Source organism: Chryseobacterium sp. WG23, from assembly GCF_024586575.1.
Lineage (GTDB): Bacteria > Bacteroidota > Bacteroidia > Flavobacteriales > Weeksellaceae > Chryseobacterium.
Genome location: NZ_JALCZE010000001.1, coordinates 12,585 through 32,990, shown reverse-complemented (window position 1 = coordinate 32,990; position 20,406 = coordinate 12,585). Strand labels below are relative to the sequence as shown.

At 35.9% G+C, this 20,406-nt stretch carries 16 protein-coding genes; 8 read left to right on the top strand and 8 right to left on the bottom strand.

The window, feature by feature from the left end; all coding sequences use genetic code 11:
- Window positions 1-165 precede the first annotated feature (165 nt).
- Entirely contained in the window at window positions 166-1,308 is a 1,143-nt protein-coding gene (locus tag MP477_RS00140; RefSeq protein ID WP_257188674.1) for a DEAD/DEAH box helicase, read from the bottom strand.
- A gap of 214 nt (window positions 1,309-1,522) precedes the next feature.
- Here MP477_RS00140 and pncA point away from each other — a divergent pair, with 214 nt between their 5' ends.
- Window positions 1,523-2,128 (top strand): bifunctional nicotinamidase/pyrazinamidase, encoded by a 606-nt coding sequence (gene pncA / locus MP477_RS00135; RefSeq protein ID WP_230036414.1) that lies wholly within the window; start codon window positions 1,523-1,525, stop codon window positions 2,126-2,128.
- 177 nt (window positions 2,129-2,305) lie between these two features.
- Here the strand turns inward: pncA and MP477_RS00130 are convergent, their stop codons facing one another.
- Entirely contained in the window at window positions 2,306-3,493 is a 1,188-nt protein-coding gene (locus MP477_RS00130; RefSeq protein ID WP_257188673.1) for a pseudouridine synthase, read from the bottom strand.
- 101 nt (window positions 3,494-3,594) lie between these two features.
- Between MP477_RS00130 and aroB the strand changes: the two genes are divergently transcribed.
- The 4 genes from aroB to MP477_RS00110 all read left to right on the top strand — a co-directional run bounded on the left by aroB (window position 3,595) and on the right by MP477_RS00110 (window position 8,187).
- Window positions 3,595-4,641, top strand: a complete 1,047-nt coding sequence (gene aroB / locus MP477_RS00125) for a 3-dehydroquinate synthase (protein ID WP_257188672.1) — start codon at window positions 3,595-3,597, stop codon at window positions 4,639-4,641.
- 278 nt (window positions 4,642-4,919) lie between these two features.
- Window positions 4,920-5,567 carry a porin family protein gene (locus MP477_RS00120; RefSeq protein WP_230036420.1) on the top strand — a complete coding sequence of 216 codons (648 nt, stop codon included), beginning with the start codon at window positions 4,920-4,922 and terminating at the stop codon, window positions 5,565-5,567.
- Window positions 5,568-5,826: 259 nt separating this feature from the next.
- On the top strand, window positions 5,827-6,417 hold the full coding sequence (locus MP477_RS00115; protein ID WP_257188671.1) for a porin family protein: 591 nt from the start codon (window positions 5,827-5,829) through the stop codon (window positions 6,415-6,417).
- Window positions 6,418-7,473: 1,056 nt separating this feature from the next.
- Window positions 7,474-8,187: a porin family protein gene (locus MP477_RS00110; protein ID WP_257188670.1), complete on the top strand. Its 714-nt coding sequence runs from the start codon at window positions 7,474-7,476 to the stop codon at window positions 8,185-8,187.
- 106 nt (window positions 8,188-8,293) lie between these two features.
- Here the strand turns inward: MP477_RS00110 and MP477_RS00105 are convergent, their stop codons facing one another.
- The 6 genes from MP477_RS00105 to MP477_RS00080 all read right to left on the bottom strand — a co-directional run bounded on the left by MP477_RS00105 (window position 8,294) and on the right by MP477_RS00080 (window position 15,354).
- The gene (locus tag MP477_RS00105; protein ID WP_257188669.1) at window positions 8,294-9,241 is read right to left on the bottom strand and encodes a glycerophosphodiester phosphodiesterase family protein; all 948 of its coding nucleotides are present in this window, start codon (window positions 9,239-9,241) and stop codon (window positions 8,294-8,296) included.
- Between the two features lie 141 nt (window positions 9,242-9,382).
- A complete protein-coding gene (purF, locus tag MP477_RS00100) occupies window positions 9,383-10,882 on the bottom strand; it encodes an amidophosphoribosyltransferase (RefSeq protein WP_257188668.1) in 1,500 nt (499 codons plus the stop codon).
- Between the two features lie 345 nt (window positions 10,883-11,227).
- Complete coding sequence (purC, locus tag MP477_RS00095) at window positions 11,228-11,950, bottom strand: phosphoribosylaminoimidazolesuccinocarboxamide synthase (protein ID WP_230036430.1); 723 nt, start codon at window positions 11,948-11,950, stop codon at window positions 11,228-11,230.
- A gap of 36 nt (window positions 11,951-11,986) precedes the next feature.
- On the bottom strand, window positions 11,987-12,682 hold the full coding sequence (locus MP477_RS00090; RefSeq protein ID WP_257189046.1) for a DUF3307 domain-containing protein: 696 nt from the start codon (window positions 12,680-12,682) through the stop codon (window positions 11,987-11,989).
- Between the two features lies 1 nt (window position 12,683).
- Window positions 12,684-13,289 (bottom strand): SatD family protein, encoded by a 606-nt coding sequence (locus MP477_RS00085; protein ID WP_257188667.1) that lies wholly within the window; start codon window positions 13,287-13,289, stop codon window positions 12,684-12,686.
- 184 nt (window positions 13,290-13,473) lie between these two features.
- Window positions 13,474-15,354 (bottom strand): endonuclease, encoded by a 1,881-nt coding sequence (locus MP477_RS00080; protein ID WP_257188666.1) that lies wholly within the window; start codon window positions 15,352-15,354, stop codon window positions 13,474-13,476.
- 190 nt (window positions 15,355-15,544) lie between these two features.
- Here MP477_RS00080 and MP477_RS00075 point away from each other — a divergent pair, with 190 nt between their 5' ends.
- From MP477_RS00075 to MP477_RS00065, 3 genes are all read left to right on the top strand, one after another.
- Window positions 15,545-16,684 carry an acyl-CoA dehydrogenase family protein gene (locus MP477_RS00075; RefSeq protein WP_047492802.1) on the top strand — a complete coding sequence of 380 codons (1,140 nt, stop codon included), beginning with the start codon at window positions 15,545-15,547 and terminating at the stop codon, window positions 16,682-16,684.
- A gap of 19 nt (window positions 16,685-16,703) precedes the next feature.
- The gene (locus MP477_RS00070; protein ID WP_230036438.1) at window positions 16,704-17,201 is read left to right on the top strand and encodes a DinB family protein; all 498 of its coding nucleotides are present in this window, start codon (window positions 16,704-16,706) and stop codon (window positions 17,199-17,201) included.
- 215 nt (window positions 17,202-17,416) lie between these two features.
- On the top strand, window positions 17,417-20,347 hold the full coding sequence (locus MP477_RS00065; protein ID WP_257188665.1) for a reprolysin-like metallopeptidase: 2,931 nt from the start codon (window positions 17,417-17,419) through the stop codon (window positions 20,345-20,347).
- Window positions 20,348-20,406: the final 59 nt, after the last annotated feature.

Here is a 20,406-nt window from a genome sequence, read left to right as displayed (position 1 = left end):
TATTCATAGTTTTAATTTTTTAAATATTGCTTATTTGTCTGACTATTAGGTTCTGGACAAATTTCTATCTGTTAGGTTTGTAAATTTATCAAAAATAGAGGATATTTCCAGTGAATAAAAAAGCTTCAATTCTAAAATTGAAGCCCACTTTATTTAATTGATGTACTAATAACCATGCAGATCAATACCTTCTGTTCGTTGTAGGGTTACTTTTTTACCCATTTTCTTTTGAATTACTCTGAAATGCTGAAGCTCATCATCCGTCAGAATAGTAATAGCTGTCCCTTTTTCATTGGCACGGCCTGTCCTACCAATACGATGAATGTAGTCTAAAGGCGAACGCGGCAACTCATAATTGATCACACAAGGCAGAGACTCAATATGAATCCCACGGCCAATTAAATCTGTAGCCACTAAAATCTGGGCACCGTTTACTTTAAATTCTTCTAAATTATTCCTACGGGCACCTTGTGACTTCTGACTGTGAATAGCCACCGCTTTAATTTTATTTTTTTTAAGCTTTTCAACTAAATTATCAGCAGATCTTGTAGAGGAAACAAAGATCAAAGCTTTTTCCACTTTCTTTTCTTTAATTAAATACCGCAAAAAAGGACCTTTATTTTCCGGAGAAACATGATAGGCCAGTTGCTCAATATGATCAATTTCAACTTCCTCTTTTTTTATTTCAATTAGAATAGGATTAATTGACAAACGTTCTTTCATTTCAGAAACCTTGTCATTTAAAGTCGCTGAGAACAAAATGGTCTGCTTTACGACAGGCATCAGAGCGAAAAGTTTATTCATTTCTTCTCCAAAACCCAGCTGAAACATTTTGTCTGCTTCATCAATCACCAAATGCTGAATACCCGAAATACTCAATGCATTATGATCAATTAAGTCTAATAAACGTCCCGGAGTTGCAATCAGGACTTCCACTCCAAACATTCCTTTCATCTGTGGATTGATAGAAACACCACCATACACAGCCATTGTACGGATTTCCCGTTTCAGGTTTTCTGTAAAAGCTCTGAAAACTTCATCAATCTGAATAGCTAATTCACGCGTAGGAACCAGTATTAAAACCTGAACATTACGGTCTTTTTTTACTTCTGCATTCTGCAATTTTTCTAAAATTGGCATTACAAAACAAGCTGTTTTCCCGGAACCTGTCTGTGCAATTCCCATCAGATCTTTACCTTGCAAAATAACAGGAACAGCCTGCTCCTGAATGGGAAATGGTTTTAAATACCCCAGTTTGTTAACAGAACGAATAATATTGTGTGATAATCCTAAAGACTCAAATGACATAAAAATACTTATTTACTGCAAAGATAAGCTATTGAAATTTGGTTTACGCCTTCAAACAGAATACCCCGGAGACAAAGTTTAATGATTCCAAATTTTTACCGCTCCAATCTATCAGTATAAAAAAATATTTTGCCTATTTGTCCGATAATTCTATTTTGGATAAATTTTTGCCTCTTAGTTTTGTAAATTTATCAAAAATTCGAGAAATCTAAATATGAAAAAAGCGCTAATAATAGTCGATGTACAGAATGATTTTTGTGAAGGCGGATCACTTGCAGTACCTGGATCTGGAGAGATCATTCCTTATATCAACCTTTTGATGGAGGAAAATGAATATGACCAGATTGTTTTGACGCAGGATTGGCATCCTGTAGGCCATAAAAGTTTTGCAAGCAGCAATAACAGAAAGGTTGGAGAAAGTATCATTTTAAATGGTGTTCCCCAGTTTATGTGGCCGGATCACTGTATCCAGGGAACTTTCGGAGCAGAATTCCATAAAGATCTGAACAGAGACAAAGTAACCCATATCATACAGAAAGGAAAAAATATTGAAATAGATAGTTACAGCGGCTTTCAGGATAACAATCATTTTATGAAAACCGGGTTGGATGATTTCTTGAAATATCATGATATCCAACTGGTAGAAATCGTTGGACTGGCCATGGACTATTGTGTGAAATTCACCAGCCTGGATGCCGTTGCCAATGGATATGTTACCTGCTTACACTTCAACGGAACCCGTGCTGTAAATGTAAAACCGGATAACGGTAAAGACGCCATTTATGAAATGATCCAGAAAGGGGTAACCGTATTGGGATAATGAGGAATTGTGATTTATAGGTTATGAGTTTTAGGCATGATTAAATAGTAGAATTCATTACCTATTCAATAAGAAAAGCGCAGAAAAAATTCTGCGCTTTTTATGTAAAACTTAAATTACAATTAATAAATAAATCTCAAGCATGAACCAAAGCTCACTGCTTATTATTTATCATTGTTAAAGCATTTTAAGATTATTTACTTCCAGTTCTGTAAGAATTCTCCAGTGTCCTCTCTTGATATTCTTTTTCGTTAATCCTGCAAACATTACTCTGTCCAGAGCCTCTACTTCATATCCTAACCTTTGGAATATTCTTCTGATCACACGGTTCCATCCAATATGAATTTCAATTCCGATTTCATTTTTCGGCTTACCTTCAATATATGAAATTTGGTCCACAACGGCTATCCCTTCATCAAGACGGATTCCTTCTGCAATAAGACGTAAATCTTCACCTGTTAATTTCTTATCAAGTGTTACATGATAAATCTTTTTAGCATCAAAAGATGGATGCGTCAATTTTTTAGTCATGTGTCCGTCATTAGTCAACAAAATAACCCCGGTTGTTGAACGGTCCAATCTTCCCACCGGAAAAACTCTGTAAGGCGATGCATTAGCTACAAGATCCATTACAGTTTTTCTTGCTTTATCATCTTTCGTAGTAGAAATATAGCCTTTAGGTTTATTCAAAAGTACATATACAGGTTTTTCAGGAGTAATGTTTTGTCCGTCAAAAACTACTCTGTCGGTTTTCTCTACCTGATATCCCATTTCCGTTACTACCTTTCCGTTCACTTCCACCAATCCTTGAGTGATCAGTTCATCAGCCTCTCTCCTGCTGCATATTCCGGAATTAGCAATATATTTATTAAGGCGGATGCTGTCTTTATGGACGTCTTTTTCAATTTTATTCAGTCTTCTCTTCTGTACAAAAGATTTTGCTCGGTCTTCATTTCTTTCATCACCACCAGATGGCCTTCTTCCATACTTTAAACTGCCTCTTTCATATTTATCTCTTGCATCAAAACTTCTGCTTCCTCTTTTAGGGGCAGATTTTCCAAAAGATTTTCTTTCGAAGCTCTCGCTTTTATTAGTAATGTAAGCTCTTTTCTCGGATTTTGAGCTATTCTCATCACCTGAGCCTTCAGAGCTTTCTGTATTTTTTTTGAAAGGTTTTTTATCAAATTTTGAATTGGACCCTTTATGTTCCGGACCTCTCTTGTCTCCGTCTTTAGAGAAAGATTTCTTAAAAGGTTTTGATCCTGAGGAATTTCCAGATCTAGAAGCACGAGAATCATCAGAGCTTTTTCGTGTTGAAACTCTTGGTCTTTTTGGTCTGTCTGAATTATTGTTATCTCTGCTCATTCTAAAAATTTCTGCAAAGATAGTAATTTAGTTACGAGTTAAAAATTAAGAATCATAACTTTGCAATATAGTTTACTTTTTAACCTTACAAAAATTTGAAGATGATAACAATATTAAATGATAATTTCTCTCAGTTAAACGAATTTCTGCATGAAAAATCTTTTAGTAAAATTTTTATTTTAGTAGATGAAAATACCCATGAATACTGTCTTCCCATTCTCTTAGGAAATATGGAAACAGATCTGGGATTTGAAATTCTGGAAATTGAGGCTGGTGAAGAGATGAAAAATATTCAGACGGCTAACCAGCTTTGGGAAATTCTCACGGAAATGCAGGCGGATAGAAAAGCACTGGTCATTAATCTTGGTGGTGGTGTAATCACTGATATGGGTGGATTTGTGGCTTCTACTTATAAAAGAGGGATACAGTTTATTAATATCCCTACTACCCTTTTATCGATGTGTGATGCTTCTATTGGAGGAAAAACAGGAATTGACCTGATGCATTATAAAAATATGGTAGGAACTTTTGCTTTCCCGGAACAGATTTTTATCTTCCCAAAATTTTTAGAAACATTACCGTTCAAAGAATTAAGAAGCGGATTTGCAGAAATGCTAAAACACGGGTTGATTGCTGATAAAGCACATTGGGAACAACTGATCCAGATTCATAAGCTTGAGGTAGAAACGGTAATTCCATATATCCAGACTTCAATGGATATTAAACAGGACGTGGTAGAGAAAGATTTTCATGAAAAAAACATCAGGAAAACCCTTAATTTCGGCCATACTATAGGTCATGCTGTTGAAAGCCTGTGTCTGCAGCAGAAAAACCCTATCCTTCATGGAGAAGCAGTAGCTATGGGAATGATTTGTGAATCCCATTTAGCTTATCTTGAAAATCTTATTTCTAAAGAAGACTCCCAGTCCATTATTGAAAATATCCAGAGATACTATCCTTATTTAGATATCAGTGATTTTAAAGACGATGATATTACTGCATTACTAATGAACGACAAAAAGAATACAGACAGTAAAATCAATTTTTCTCTGCTTTCCGAGATCGGAGCATGCAATTATGACTATCAGTGCAGTCAGAAAAATATCCTTAAATCATTAGATTTTTATAGAAAACTGAACGATGCATGATCCATTCTTTAGCCATTTTTACAAAAAAAACTTTTATTTTGAGTCAGTTTTTCAATAAAAACGGACTATTCAAACAAATGTTTATTTAATTTTTCAACCAACTATAAATCAAATATATAGATTTTAAAACCACCTATAAAACAGGTGGTTTTCATGTGTATTTTGAAGTGAAAATTATTTTTGGCAAGCAATTTGGAAGATACTCTGCGTTCAACTGAAAATGTTGACAGTAGTAAAATTTAAAATTAAGAAAGAGTAAATATTAAAAAATTAAAGTTATGAAAAAGTTAGTTTTAGGATTAGCAGTAACTGCAAGTACATTAGCGTTCGCACAACAGCAACCTTCTACCAGCACAAATCCGGTAACATTCGGGGTAAAAGGTGGGATGAACGTATCATCGCTTTCTAATGGAGCAGACTTAAGTGATTCAAAATCCAAAATTGGTTTTAATGCAGGTGTTTTTGCTAATATTCCGTTAGCAAGTTCATTCAGTGTACAGCCGGAGGTTATATATAATGATTTGGGCTCAAAAGTAACAAGAGAAATTTCCGCAGGAGGAAATACTTTCAAAAATGAGTATTCAAGAAATTTAGGATATATTGCAGTACCTGTAATGTTCCAGTATAATGCGACTCCGGAATTTTTCCTTGAAGCAGGTCCTGAATTCGGGTTCTTAGTAAGTGCTAAGGATAAATTTAAAAATTCAACAAATAATAATACCAACACTCAGGTAGCTACGCTTGATAAAGACGACTTCCAGACATTTAATTTTGGAATTGGTATCGGTGCAGGTTATTATTTTACACCTAACTTAGGACTTACAGCAAGGTATACAGCAGGTCTTACAGATATTTATAAAAATAACTCTGGTGATGCTGTTAAAAACAATGTATTCCAGGTAGGGTTAGCTTATAAATTTAGATAACCTGGTAGTTTCACATTCAACAAATTTTGTATCAATAAAAAAGGTCAGATTACTTATAATCTGATCTTTTTTTATCTGAAATTCTAAAATTTTGTTAAAAAAAATAATTTGTTCCTTTTTCAAAGAGAAAAAAATAGGGGAAATATCGGTTCTATATCAACGATTATTAATAATCTGATAATATTTCGAATTCTTTGGCACGCTATTTGATAATAAACAAAATGTTAAACAAAACTTAAAAACTATTAAATAAATACTTATGAAAAAGATTCTTTTAGGCCTAGCCCTTGTAGCAGGTACTTTCACTTTCGCACAAAAAACATCTACTAATACTTCAGCTTCTTCACCAGTTAGATTTGGTTTGAAAGCAGGTCTTAATATTTCTAGTGTTTCTGGCGACGATACGAAGTCAAAAGCAGGATTTTATGGTGGTGTTTTTGCAAATATTCCGGTAGCTAAGGATTTTTCTGTACAGCCGGAAGTATTATATAGTGGAATGGGTGCAAAAGCTGACGGAAATAGTGATTTGAAAATTAATTTAGATTATATTGCTGTACCGGTAATGTTCCAGTACAATGCACTTCCTAACCTATATTTAGAAGCAGGTCCTCAGTTCAGTTTCCTTATTAATTCAAAGCTGAAATATAAGTCTGAGTCTGTAGATGCTAAAGACGCTTTTAAAACTTTTGATTTTGGACTTGGACTTGGAGCAGGATATTACTTCACTCCTAACATCGGAGTTAATGTAAGATATGTTGCAGGTTTATCTGATATCTTTAAAGACAAACCTAGCGGTGCTGACTCTTCTAAAAATGGAGTATTCCAGGTAGGATTAGCTTATAAATTCTAATAAGCACCAGCATAGCTAACAAATTTTTATATTCAATAAAAAGTCAGGTTATTTATTTAACCTGACTTTTTATTTTGGCAAGGAATTTGCAAATAGACTTAACACTTGTACCATTATACTATTTCTGAATTATAATTATTTCATTTGAAAACACATTTTCAACCTGATAACTAAAAATCCCAATATTATTTAAGTATCAACTTTAAAAAAAACAATATTGAACAAATATTGTCAGGAATATTCGGAAATACATTTCTATACAATAATTAGTAATACATTTTGATTTCAATAGAAAAGGTCGGACTTTATTTTAAGTCTGACCTTTTCACTTTTATAATTCTTCTCCTTACCACGCATAGCAGCACATCACAGGATCTGGTGCAAAAGTTGGGATACTATAAACTTACGTCATACAGTTTCTCATTGACACAAAGTTCTATTTTTATTTAATTTTAAGTGAGTCAAGAATGAACGATTAGAAATCTATTTTGATGAAACTAACTTTTTATATCGCGTATTCAGTGACAAAAGCCGTCTTTCTTTGTTTTCTTACCATAGAACATCCGAATTATCATTCCTTTGAAATAAGGCTATTTCCATCCTATTTTTAAGTCAAATATAAAATCACATACTTTATTTAATGCAGCATAGATTTCTGAATGTCCAAACTAGAGGTTTTAGATTTAATGGTCCCCAAGTTTATAACCCGATCCACATAAATTCAGCATAAACATCCTGTAACGTCATACTTTGACCTTCCGGCCTAAAAACTTGTATATTCACATAAAGCTTTATTAAATAGACATACATCCAGCTTCCTGTTTCAAATCATACATATTATTCATAGTAAAGGATCATTTTACGTATGTATGAATTTTAACTTAAAATTTATCACAAATATTAAATATACATGAAAATATTTCACATAAAAGAGGATATAAATGGTATTTTTAAAGTATGAAAACATCATGCATCTGCTTGTTAATCAGGGTTTCATAAGTTTGGCAAGCATTTTGCAAAATAATGAAGCAAATAGTAAAATTAAAAAATAAAATTATGAAGAAGTTATTTTTAGGACTGGCGTTAACAGCCGGGACATTGGCTTTTGCTCAAGAGACACAACCTGTAACTACTGCAAGCACAACCTCTCCACTTAAAACAGATGTTCAACCTATTAGGTTTGGTATTAAAGCAGGTGGAAACTCAGCGTATTATAGCCAACAAAGTTTTGGTGCCAATAGCCAAAAAATCGGTTTTCATGCAGGTGTATTTGCTAATATTCCAATCTCTAAGCAATTCAGCTTCCAACCGGAGGTATTGTACAACCAAATGGGTGCAAGAGATGTAGCTTATTCAACAGAAAGTACTATAGGATCAACTACTATTAAGACAAAGGGGCAGGATAAATTAACAATGAATTATATTTCAGTTCCATTAATGGTTCAAATGAGACCCACTGATAAGTTTTATATTGAAGCAGGACCGGAATTCAGTTATTTCATCAATGGAAAAAACAAAGGAGAGTCTACAGTTTCAAGTACTACAGGAGGTGTTACTACCACTAAAACAGAAACTCACTCTGAAGATGTAAATAAAGATTATATCAACAAATTCAACTTTGGGTTAGGTCTTGGTCTGGGATATGATATTACTTCTAATATCGGTATCAATGCAAGATACGTAAACAGCTTAACTAAGATTGATAAAAGCAGACCGGCAGCTGAAAACAACAACAGAGTTTTCCAGTTAGGTGTGAACTATAAATTTTAATTTTAAAAAAAACCAATTTTTTAACTCCCAGATGCAGTTTTCTGCATTGTAAAAATGGCCGGAATTTTTCCGGCCATTTCTATTGAAAAATTAAAAGTAAAAGTATTTATTCAAATATCCGGGGATCATCGCTGATCACTCCATCTATTCCCATATTTTTTAGTTCCTGCAGTCTTTCTTTGGTATTAACAGTCCATGGGATTACCTTCATGCCGAGTGCATGACATTCTTTCACCAACTCAGCGGTAACAAGACTCTGATCCGGGCTGTAAATGGTAGGGGTAAAGCTTAAAAACTTCATATCTCCAGCTACACCACTCAAATGATCGGGATAGAGTCTAAATTTTTCTACAGGTATATTTTTGAAATAATATCTTTGTTGTTCCAGCTTTTTGTCATCTACTCTTTCTACCAGTAAGGCAGTCATTATTTTAGGATATTCTTTATGAATAATCTCCAGAGTTCTGGGATCAAAAGACTGAATAATAACCCGGTCCCCGATCTTTTTCTCTGTAATAATTTTCATCATTAATGCTACAAATTCTTTTGGTTCCGGATGAAAGATATGATCTGAGAAAGGGCGTGTTTTAGTTTCTATATTGTAAAAAGGCAAAGGTCTCTTCAATTCCCGGGCATAGCTTTCACATGCCTCTATAACCTCTGAGAAAAGAGGTTTCTGAGCCGCCATTTTCTTCTGGTCAGGATAATTGCTCAGTGTTTTCAGGCCTACATCAAATGTCTGAATCTTTGCATAAGGCATTTCATAGATTTTATAATAAAAGCCGGAGTCTTTGGGTATATAGGTTCCATCAGGCTTTGTTACCAATTCTGGGGAAAGAAAAGCATCATGGGAAAGAATTACTTTTTTATCCTTTGTGATAGCCAAATCCATTTCCAGCGTGGTAACATTCATTTGTAAAGCATTTTTCATAGCCGGAATTGTATTTTCCGGAAACAGTGATTTTCCTCCCCGGTGTGCCTGCTTATCAAAAGACTGGGCGCAAGACAGCTGGGCCATTACAAGAAAAAAAACCGTACACAAGGTGCTTTTCATATCTTCAAATTTTAATCCAACAAAATTAAAACTTGCTTACAGAGTATATGGTACGGGAATATTAAGCTTTTGCTACATTTATATCAATAAAAAGGGCCAGGTAATTGTGATACCTGACCCTTTATTTTTATTGTCAATAAATTAATTGAATAATTCTACCTCCTCTCCTTTTCCTACCGGATATTCTTCTGTAAAACATCCAAAGCAGTGGTTAGAAGATCCTAAAATTTCTTTCAGGTTTTCGGTACTTAAAAATTCTAAAGAATCTACTCCTAAATAATTTTTAAGTTCTTCCGTAGTCATATTAGCTGAAATTAAATCATCCTTTGAAGGCGTATCAATTCCTAAATAACATGGGGCAATAATAGGTGGAGAAACACTTCTGAAATGAATCTCTTTTACGCCTGCATCTTTCAAAATTTTAACCAACCTTTTAGAGGTTGTTCCACGAACGATAGAGTCATCAATAATAACAACCCTTTTATCCTTAATTTCAGAAATAATCGGGTTTAGCTTCAGATTAACTACTCTTTCTCTCATTTCCTGGGTAGGAACGATAAAACTTCTTCCAATGTATCTGTTTTTAATCAATACAGGACGGAAAGGTATCCCTGAAGCTTTTGAGAATCCAATAGCAGCCGGAACTCCGGAATCCGGAACTCCAATTACAATATCAGCATCTACAGGAGCCTGTCCCCAGATTTTCTCACCGGATTTCTCTCTGATTTCGTAAACATTGATATTTTCTAACGTAGAATCGGGTCTTGCAAAATAAATATATTCGAAAGAACATATCCTTTGTTTTCCTTTAGCCTCATCCATCATATAAGAATGAAGTTTTCCAGGTTCATTTTCATTAGTATAGATAATTTCTCCCGGAAGAATATCACGTACGTATTGAGCTCCCACTGCATCTAATGCTACAGATTCTGAAGCCACCACATAGGATCTCTCGTCAATAGCTCCTAAAACCAATGGACGGATACCGTTAAAATCTCTGAAGGCAAAGAATTTATTTCTGGTCATCCCTACCACAGAATAGGCTCCTTTAATTTTTTCCATCGTAGCTTTTATCGCTCCACGAAGTCCTAAATCAAGGTTTTTCTGAATCAGTCTTAAAATTACCTCAGAATCTGAAGTGGCTCTGAAAACCACCCCTTCAGCCTCCAGTTCATTTTTCAATTCCCTGGCATTGGTAAGGTTCCCGTTGTGTGCTATAGAAAGTATAATCTGGTCATATTCGTTTTTTGCGAAAAATGGCTGAAAATTATATTTCTTTTTATCTCCTGCTGTTGTATAACGGGTATGCCCGATTGCAGAATTTCCCATAAAAGTCTCTGGTTCCTGAATGTCTTTATAAACGTCCAAAACCAAGCCTTCATCTTTCATATTGGTAATTTTTCCATCTTTAAGAACGGAAATACCGCAAGCTTCCTGGCCTCTGTGCTGTAATGCAAAAAGCCCGAACTGTGAAAGAGAAAACGTATCCAGATCAGTATCTGAATACATTCCAAAGATACCGCACTCCTCATTTGGAGCATCCAGTCTTTCTTCTTCCTGTGTTCTGAAAAGATTTCTACCGTAGGTTTGGTCTTTAAACTGTTTTAAATATTCACTTTTATGAATGTCTAAACTTTTCATTTCTATTTTTTCTAATTATTTTAGAAGTTAGATATTAGATGTTAGAATCTAGTCTAAGTTAACTTCAAATTATAATTTTAAACTTGACTTTAATGAATATATCATTTTTTGAATTTCTGCTAAAAGTTCTTTTAAAGGAACTATTCCTGTTTCAGAAATAAAGTTCAAATCAATTAATAACTGGAGCTGAGTTTATAGTCATAAGTAGATCCAAATTTTTCTTCTATGGGTAATTCAGCAGAAATTAAATAAACTTCTTTTACCAGAGCCATAGACTCCAAACTTTTAGATCCTCTATCCTGTGTGATTTCATACTAATTTCTAATATCTAACTTCTAACATCTCTTATTTACTAAGTAAATTTTTCAATCTGTTGTAGATCTCAACATAAGCTTCAGTAACTTCTCCCAAGTCTCTTCTGAATCTGTCTTTATCCAGTTTCTTCATCGTGTCTTTATCCCAAAGTCTGCATGTATCAGGAGAAATTTCGTCAGCTAAGATAATTTCACCGTCTGAAGTTTTACCTAATTCGATTTTGAAATCAACAAGGATGATATTTATTTTGTCAAACAGGTCAATCAGGATTTCGTTAATATCTGAAGTAAGTTCATACATTTCGTCAAGTTCCTCGTAAGTAGCTGCACCTAAGAAAACTGCGTGGTGATCATTGATAAGCGGATCTCCCAATTCGTCTTTTTTGTAGCAGATATCAAAAATTGTTACCGGAGACTTGATTCCTTCTTCCACTCCTAATCTCTGTGCCATACTTCCTGCAGAGTAGTTTCTTACCACCATTTCCAAAGGAATAATAGACACTTTTCTTACTAATTGCTCTCTTTCGTCTAATTGTTTGATGAAATGAGTTTTAATCCCTTTTTCATTTAAATATTCAAAGATAAGGGTTGTGATAGCATTGTTCATCTCCCCTTTCAGGTCAACCTGGCCTTTCTTTTGAGCGTTAAATGCTGTAGCATCGTCTTTAAAACGTACTACTACTTCTTCAGGATTATCAGTAGCAAATACTTGTTTCGCTTTACCCTCGTACAACATTTCTTTCTTTTGACTCATAATTTTACTTTCTAAATTGTAGTTAGATTTATTGATTTATTTAATTATTATTCCTGTTAAGACAGCCAGTCCAAAACTTAGGAGTGTACCTATAAGCACATATTCTGTAAGTTTTCTCTGTTTTGCCTGTGCAAGGTCACTGAATCTGAAAACAGACTTGGCAGCAACCATGAAACCTACACCTTCCCAGTGATTCACCATAATAAAAGTGAAAACCAGCAGGCGTTCTAAAATTCCGATATATTTTCCGGCACTTGATAAAGATTCGGTTTGTATAGCATTCTGTGCATCAGGAACGGGAGTCCATGATGACAATAATATTTTGATAAAAATAGAAGCAGGGGTTGTTAAGAACAGAGCCGCCATAATGATTTTTAAAAACTCATGGTTTCCTAAAAAGCTGAAATCAAATTCCCGGAAATAAAAAGAAGCTCCTGCAATCACTATCATATGCAGCAGCTGGTCTATGAAAAACCAGGTTTTCTTTGTTTTAATTGTTTGAAAGCTAAGTTTTGCAGCATCAATTACGAAATGAGATCCCCCAATTAGAAGGGCTACCCACCAAAGTTGTAAATCCCAAAGAAAAACAAAGCTTATAACAGTGTGAATCAGAACATGGAAGTATAAAAATTTACTTTTCAGTTTATAGTTTTCCTTATCTGCAACCCATGAATCTGGCTGAAGAACAAAATCTCCGAGTAGATGTGCCAATATGAGTTTTATAAAGATCATGCTATAGTTCTGAGATTTTCTTTCTGAAATACTGGTTCGTTTCAACAATAAGCTCATAATTGGCTCGTTTCAGTCTCTGGCTCACCGAAGACTGTGAAATAGCAAACTTCCTGGCAAGATCTTCCTGGGTAATATCCTGGTTCATGATCATTTCGTGGATGATCTCTGAGGTAGCCATAGTCCAGTTATCAAAATCTTTTGACGACCATTTTAACAGAATATTCAGGTCTCTGTCTACAGAATCATTGGAAGTTTTAATAGCAACGGTGTGGCCGTCACTCTTCAGATCGTTAAGCAGTCTTCCGGAATTCACATAAGCTGAGCCATTAGATTCGGTGATTTTGTCAGATGAGAAACTCTCTTCACCAATCCCTATGGCCATTCTTACATCTAAATTTTCCTGACTTTTAATAATAGATTTTATGGCTAGAAAATGCCAGAAAACGTCATCGATATTGCATTTGAATTGAAATTCATCACCTCTGTAGATTTCCCATACTTGAGGAGCGCTTCCCCAATTGTCGAGAAGATTCTTAAGCTTGGTAATCCAAACTTCGGTATCCGCATGCTGTGAATTTATAATATCTCCGGTAATGACCGCTATCATACTGCAAATATAAGCATAATTACTTATAAATAAAAAATATAAGCAGAAACACTTATAGATATTGATTATTAGTGAATCTGCTTATATCAATTATATAGTAAACATAAGACTTTTAAACGTTTTAAGTCCTATTAAAAAATTACAAAAACGAAAAAAACCTTTTACATAAAAATTTTCTTGCACTTTATTTTTTAATAAATTGATGCACCTGATCATCAAGTCTCAGGAAATAAGAACCCGTTGGAAGAGTCTGTACGGAAATATTCTTCTTATTTCTGAACGGATCTTTCTCAGTGTAAATCACTTTTCCTGAACGATCTATAATCTGAGCTGTTTTCACCTTCTCAGCTTCACCGCTTACAAAAAGATTATCATATACCGGGTTGGGATATATTTTAAATTCTTTATTTGCAGTGATAAGTTCTGTGGCAGATAATGTTCCACCTAAATTCTGGCAGTAATCAATTGGGTAAGAATCCCACTCAGTGGTATTAAATGTATTTGTTGGCTGATTGATGGGAGCTTTTCTATATAAAGAAACATCTTTTAATACTGAAGAGTTATTCTGTCCAACAACTCCCAATGCATCTACTGTGGAAAACTTATATCTCAGCTCAATATAGTTATATCCATAAAAAGTCAGCTGGGGAGCAGCAGTTACAAGTTTTGCCTGCTCTTTTGTATAGCAGGAAAAAGTAGCTGAAGGGTTTAAAACAACAAATGTTTCGTTATCCTGAACGGTTCCTTCCATTTCAAAAGGAGCTGGAAAATACAGGCTATTATTGTTCCCCTGAAGCTGAATGGATAATCTGTAATCACTCAAATTCACGGGATGTCCGGTTTTATTGGTGATTTCAAGAGCTTTATTACTATTCGTTGATCCTTCAATATATTTTGAAACAAAAAGATCTTTAGCATAAGAATCTGAAGCCAATGTTGTTACAGAAACAACATTAGTATCTGGAGAAATAAGATAACCACTATCATATGCTTTTACCGTATAGTTATAAACAGTAGAAGGTGTAAGATGATCAATGATGACCGATGTTCCTTTTGTGGCAGCCACCAAAGTACCGTTTTGATATACTTTATAGCCGAGTACATCAGCATCAGGACTAGGTGACCAGCTTAAATTTACAAAATAGGCACTCGTTTGTGTAGTTGTTAAATTGGATGGAGCCTGAGGCACTACAGTGTCCGGCGTTTGGTTCCAGATTACATTCGCCCAACCAGGATTATCTATAAACGGGTTTCTGTTTTTCTGAATAGCATATACCGCATTATTCCTGTCAATTTCTCTTGGCGATACAGGATCCTGCTGATTCCATTGAAGAAGCATAGCCATATAAGCCGGTTCGAATGCCCTCTCTTCCGTACCGTCAAGTGCATTAGCGTCCGAAGCAGGATTAGCATTGGTATTATATTTAAAAGTTCCCAGCTTGCCTTCATACCTTACTGCAAAATACAATAAAGATCTGGCCACATCTCCTTTAAATTCGTCAATAGGTTCATATACATAGCCTGTATAAGGTAGGTTGGGTATAGCACTTCGTCCGATTTTAGAAGTATTCGTGAATGTATAAAGTATATTAGCCGGTACTGTGGTAGAAATACCATAAGGATAATTACTTCTTAACTGATTAATTTTCGCATCGGTTGGAATTACATAAAACAAATCGGAATACATTGGATAATTACTGTTAAATGTACTCTGAGGCATCATATGTTCTCTATTATACCCCATTCCTTCTGCGCTGGACGATGCGATCAGCTGACCAGATGTATATTCATAGACATCCGGACCGGATGGAATTTCCGAGTAAATATCCAATAAATAAGTAGTATTCGTAGCATCATGGTCATAATATGTATCAAGATCAGTCTGGTTATAATATCCTGGAAGATCACCATAATGCCAGTTGATATTCTTTTCAGAAATTATATCATGAAGCTTAGATTTCAGAGCATAGCCCGTTAATCCGGTTGTTCCATTGTAATATCCGGCGGGAGCCTGTGCCGAAATATAAGAGGAAATTAAAATAATAGGAAGTAGAAGTTTTTTCATACCATAAAAATTGGGAAGCTAAAATAGTAAAATAAAATACGTAAAAGAGGGGATATTTTATTACGAAAACATTAATTTTCAATTCATAAAAATTTGAAAATTAAAAGGTTGAAGTTAAAGCAGCACGGTTAAAATAATTTCTTTGGCTTTCCGTCAATTTATTTATCTTTGGGAACTAACTATTATCTATATGAATACAGAGACTATTGACAACATCAAAATGATAGCGGAGACAGCTAGAGAATTTGCAGAGAAGAATATCCGACCGAATATTATGGAGTGGGATGAAAGCCAGACATTCCCTAAAGACTTATTCCACCAACTTGGAGAAATGGGATTTATGGGGGTTGTAGTTCCTGAGCAGTATGGCGGTTCCGGTTTAGGTTATCATGAGTATGTTACTATTCTGGACGAAATTTCCCAGGTAGATCCATCGATTGGTCTTTCTGTAGCGGCGCACAACTCTCTTTGTACCAACCATATTTACGAATTTGGAAATGAAGAGCAAAGACACAAATGGCTTCCTCAGCTGGCTTCCGGAAAAGTAATCGGAGCTTGGGGATTAACAGAACATAATACAGGTTCAGACTCAGGAGGTATGTCTACTACTGCTGTGAAAGACGGCGATGAGTGGATTATCAGTGGAGCAAAAAACTTTATTACCCATGCTATTTCAGGAGATATTGCTGTGGTAATGACAAGAACAGGTGAAAAAGGGGCTAAAAACAATTCTACAGCTTTTGTTTTAGAAAAAGGCATGCCTGGCTTTAGTTCCGGAAAAAAAGAAAATAAATTAGGAATGCGTGCCTCTGAAACGGCAGAGCTCATTTTTGATAACGTACGTGTACCGGATTCTCACCGTTTAGGCGAAGTGGGTGAAGGTTTCAAACAGGCTATGAAAATTTTGGATGGTGGTAGAATTTCTATTGCCGCGCTAAGTTTAGGTACGGCAAGAGGAGCTTATAAGGCGGCTTTAAAATATGCTAAAGAAAGACATCAGTTCGGAAAACCTATTTCAGATTTCCAGGCTGTCAACTTTATGCTTGCTGATATGGCTACAGAAATTGATGCTGCTGAACTTCTTATCCAGAGAGCATCTACTCTTAAAAATGCCAAGCAAAAAATGACTAAAGAAGGGGCTATGGCAAAACTCTATGCTTCTGAAGCTTGTGTAAGAATTTCTAATAATGCTGTGCAGATCTTTGGAGGATATGGATATACCAAGGATTTCCCTGTTGAAAAATTCTACAGAGATTCAAAGCTTTGTACTATAGGTGAAGGTACTTCTGAGATCCAGAGACTGGTTATCGGAAGAGATATTACAAGATAACCCTAAACTCTCAATACAAATGATTAAACAGGCTCTTTTAGGTGAGTTTCTACATGAAGCTGAAAACACTAGAAAAATTTTAAAAGCAATTCCTGACAGCGCTTTAGACTGGAAACCGTCTGAAAAAAACTGGACAACCGGTCAGTTGGCCTCTCATATTGCGGAAGTCTATAACTGGTACCACCCTACTTTCAATCAGGATACGTTTGATATGGGCAAGTATAAGTATGATAAAGGGGATATTTCCAAAGCTGAAAATATTCTCGCTAAATTTGAAGAAAATGTTGCTAACGCGCAAAAAGTATTGGAAGGTTCTGATGAAAATACCTATTTCAACGAATGGAAAATGGAAATGAACGGCAATGTTCTCTTTCCTCCTTCACCGAAAATCCAGGTAGTGAGAGGCTTTTTGTATAATCATTTGTACCATCACAGAGGTGAACTGGTTGTTTATTTAAGATCAACCGGTAATAAGGTTCCCGGACTGTACGGACCTACTGCTGATGATAAAATGTAAGTAAAACTTAATTTACCTTTATAAATAAAATGACATGTACGATCGTACATGTCATTTTTCTTTATTCATACACTATTGGCAAATAATTTTAAATCATATTTAATGTATTGCATAATATTTTGAACAGATATTCTAAATTTTTCTTAAAAATTTTTATTTTTCGTAATATAATTTTTATTAGCTTTGATATTCCACAATTAAAATTAATATTTAATATGAAAAAACAATTAACACTGATTGGAATGCTCCTGATTACGGGTGTTTCTTTCGCACAGACAGATCGTCTTTGGTCCGAAAATTCAAGAAAAAATCCATCTGAGATTTTTGAAAACAAATCCAGCATCAGCAACCCAAAGGTATACAGCCTGGATATTAACGGATTAAAGAACGCGCTTGCAAAAGCACCCAAAAGGCTGGCTGTCGGCGAAAAATCAGAACTCATTATTTCTTTTCCAAATTCTGAAGGGAAAATGGAAAATTTTAAAGTGAGGGAAAATTCCAATTTTGCACCTGAGCTTGCTGCAAAATATCCGGACATTAAATCTTATGTGGGAGAAGGGCTTGGCGATTCTGCATCCACAGTATACTTCAGCATCTCTCCACTCGGATTATCCTCAATGGAAGTTTACGGTGACAAGTCTGCGGTATTCATTGAGCCGTACTCCAAAGATCTTTCCACTTATGTAGTGTATAGAAAATCTGACAAAAAGGATGATCTCAGCAAGTTCGAATGCTCAGTAATTGATGTTGCACAAAAAGGCGCTGCCAGTGCAGGTCTTGCGGCAAGACCTAATGCCGATGATGCCAAATTAAGAACATTCAGGCTGGCATTATCGTGTACGGGTGAATACACCACTTATTTCGGAGGAACAAAAGCTCAGGCTATAGCAGCTATGAACAACACAATGACCCGTGTAAACGGAGTCTTTGAAAAAGATTTCGCTGCAAGAATGGTTTTAATAGCCAACAATGATGCCGTAGTATACACCAACGCTTCTACAGATCCATATTCTGCAGCCTCAGGAATGAGCAGCTGGAATTCTCAACTACAAAGCACCTTAACATCTGTAATTGGTGAAGCCAATTATGATATCGGACACTTGTTCGGAGCTTCCGGAGGTGGAGGAAATGCAGGCTGTATCGGCTGTATCTGTGTTAACGGTTCTAAAGGAAGCGGTTATACTTCTCCGGCAGATGCTATTCCCTCAGGTGATAATTTCGATATTGATTATGTAGCTCATGAAATGGGACATCAGTTCGGAGGAAACCACACTTTCTCTATGAGCAATGAAGGAACAGGAGCCAATATGGAACCCGGATCGGGATCAACCATTATGGGGTATGCAGGAATTACGAGCCAGGATATCCAGCCACATTCCGATGCTTTCTTCCATGCCATAAGCATTCAGCAGATCACCAATAATATTAAAGCTAAAACCTGCTCTGTAAACACAAGTACTGGAAATTCAATTCCTACCGCCAATGCAGGACTGGATTATACCATTCCAAAAGGAACACCTTTTGTACTTACAGGTACCAGTACTGATGCTGATGGAGACGCTTTAACTTATATCTGGGAACAGATGGATAATGCTTCCTCTTCTCAAACCGGAGCAAGCTCTGCAGCCAGTGCCACAAAGGCATCAGGTCCTAATTTCAGATCATGGGCACCTACAACGGCACCTGTGAGATATTTTCCTAGAATGGCCTCTGTCTTAACAGGAGCAACGACTACAGCCGGTTCAGAGATTACGGTTGAGGCCCTTTCATCAGTCGCCAGAACATTAAACTTCAGATTTACAGCCCGTGACAACAGAGCCGGAGGTTCAGGAAACAATTCAGACGACGCTGTAATTACTGTGAACAGTACTGCAGGGCCATTTGCTGTGACTTCACAAAACTCAGCCACTACCTATACAGGAGGCAGCTCCCAGACAATAACATGGGATGTTGCAGGAACTACCGCAAACGGTGTAAACACTGCCAATGTAGATATCCTTTGGTCAACCAACAGCGGAAGTACCTGGACTACTCTGCTGGCAGGAACTCCTAATGACGGTTCTCGGGCTGTAACAATTCCTAATGCTTCTACCAGTACAGGAAGAATTATGGTAAAAGGTTCCAATCATATTTTCTTTGATGTAAATAATGCAAACATCACTGTAAATGCAGGTTCGGGTACTCCTGATACTGTAGCGCCTACTGCACCTACCCTTGCGGCTTCTGGAACTACTTCTACCACTACAAACCTTTCATGGTCCGGAGCTACAGACAATGTAGCTGTTACAGGTTATGACGTATATCAGGGTGCTTCATTAATTGGTTCTTCTGCTTCTACTACCTACACCGTAACAGGATTAACACCATCCACAACATATTCTTTCTCTGTTAAAGCTAAAGACGCAGCAGGAAATGCTTCTGTTTCTAGTAATACGGTAAGTGTTACAACATTAGGCGGCGGAACGGTTACTTATTGTTCCTCTTCTGCATCCAATACTGCTGATGAGAGAATCGGAAATGTGAAATTCGGAACTATCAACAACACATCAACAGGAACTGCCGGTTATGAAAACTTCACTTCTGTTTCTACCAATGTTACAAGAGGAAGTGCATATACCATTTCTGTAACTCCGGTTTGGACTTCTACGAAATACAGCGAAGCCTATGCAGTATACATAGATTATAACGGTGATGGAGACTTTACAGACAGCGGAGAATTAGCATGGTCTAAAGCAGGCTCTACAACAACTCCTGTTACCGGATCTATTACTATTCCGGCTACAGCCAGTCTTGGATCAACAAGAATGAGGGTCATGATGAAATACAGCTCTATTCCTACTTCATCTTGTGAAACTTACACGTATGGACAGGTTGAAGATTATACATTGAATATTGTTTCTTCCGGAAAAGGAGACTTATCCAATACAAAAGACCTGATCACCGATATCAAGCTTTATCCTAACCCCGTAAGAGACATGCTGTATGTTTCAAATACAGCATCTGAAGATTATAAGATCTTTGATCTGGGAGGAAAAATAGTTGATTCCGGAAAACTTCAAAGAGGTGCTGTAAATGTAAGCGGCCTTATCAAGGGTACTTATATGATCCAGATCGGAGAGATCACGAAAAAATTCGTTAAGAATTAGTAATTTAAAATTAAATTAATATGAAGACTGTTCTGTATAGGACAGTCTTCAGTTTTTTT

What these genes read in the sequence shown, in the direction of transcription:
- MP477_RS00110 (WP_257188670.1), top strand. Translation starts at nt 7,474, where the DNA reads ATGAAGAAGTTATTTTTAGGACTGGCGTTAACAGCCGGGACATTGGCT.
- MP477_RS00140 (WP_257188674.1), bottom strand. Translation starts at nt 1,308, where the DNA reads ATGTCATTTGAGTCTTTAGGATTATCACACAATATTATTCGTTCTGTT.
- MP477_RS00080 (WP_257188666.1), bottom strand. Translation starts at nt 15,354, where the DNA reads ATGAAAAAACTTCTACTTCCTATTATTTTAATTTCCTCTTATATTTCG.
- pncA (WP_230036414.1), top strand. Translation starts at nt 1,523, where the DNA reads ATGAAAAAAGCGCTAATAATAGTCGATGTACAGAATGATTTTTGTGAA.
- MP477_RS00085 (WP_257188667.1), bottom strand. Translation starts at nt 13,289, where the DNA reads ATGATAGCGGTCATTACCGGAGATATTATAAATTCACAGCATGCGGAT.
- aroB (WP_257188672.1), top strand. Translation starts at nt 3,595, where the DNA reads ATGATAACAATATTAAATGATAATTTCTCTCAGTTAAACGAATTTCTG.
- purF (WP_257188668.1), bottom strand. Translation starts at nt 10,882, where the DNA reads ATGAAAAGTTTAGACATTCATAAAAGTGAATATTTAAAACAGTTTAAA.
- MP477_RS00070 (WP_230036438.1), top strand. Translation starts at nt 16,704, where the DNA reads ATGATTAAACAGGCTCTTTTAGGTGAGTTTCTACATGAAGCTGAAAAC.
- purC (WP_230036430.1), bottom strand. Translation starts at nt 11,950, where the DNA reads ATGAGTCAAAAGAAAGAAATGTTGTACGAGGGTAAAGCGAAACAAGTA.
- MP477_RS00075 (WP_047492802.1), top strand. Translation starts at nt 15,545, where the DNA reads ATGAATACAGAGACTATTGACAACATCAAAATGATAGCGGAGACAGCT.
- MP477_RS00130 (WP_257188673.1), bottom strand. Translation starts at nt 3,493, where the DNA reads ATGAGCAGAGATAACAATAATTCAGACAGACCAAAAAGACCAAGAGTT.
- MP477_RS00090 (WP_257189046.1), bottom strand. Translation starts at nt 12,682, where the DNA reads ATGATCTTTATAAAACTCATATTGGCACATCTACTCGGAGATTTTGTT.
- MP477_RS00065 (WP_257188665.1), top strand. Translation starts at nt 17,417, where the DNA reads ATGAAAAAACAATTAACACTGATTGGAATGCTCCTGATTACGGGTGTT.
- MP477_RS00115 (WP_257188671.1), top strand. Translation starts at nt 5,827, where the DNA reads ATGAAAAAGATTCTTTTAGGCCTAGCCCTTGTAGCAGGTACTTTCACT.
- MP477_RS00120 (WP_230036420.1), top strand. Translation starts at nt 4,920, where the DNA reads ATGAAAAAGTTAGTTTTAGGATTAGCAGTAACTGCAAGTACATTAGCG.
- MP477_RS00105 (WP_257188669.1), bottom strand. Translation starts at nt 9,241, where the DNA reads ATGAAAAGCACCTTGTGTACGGTTTTTTTTCTTGTAATGGCCCAGCTG.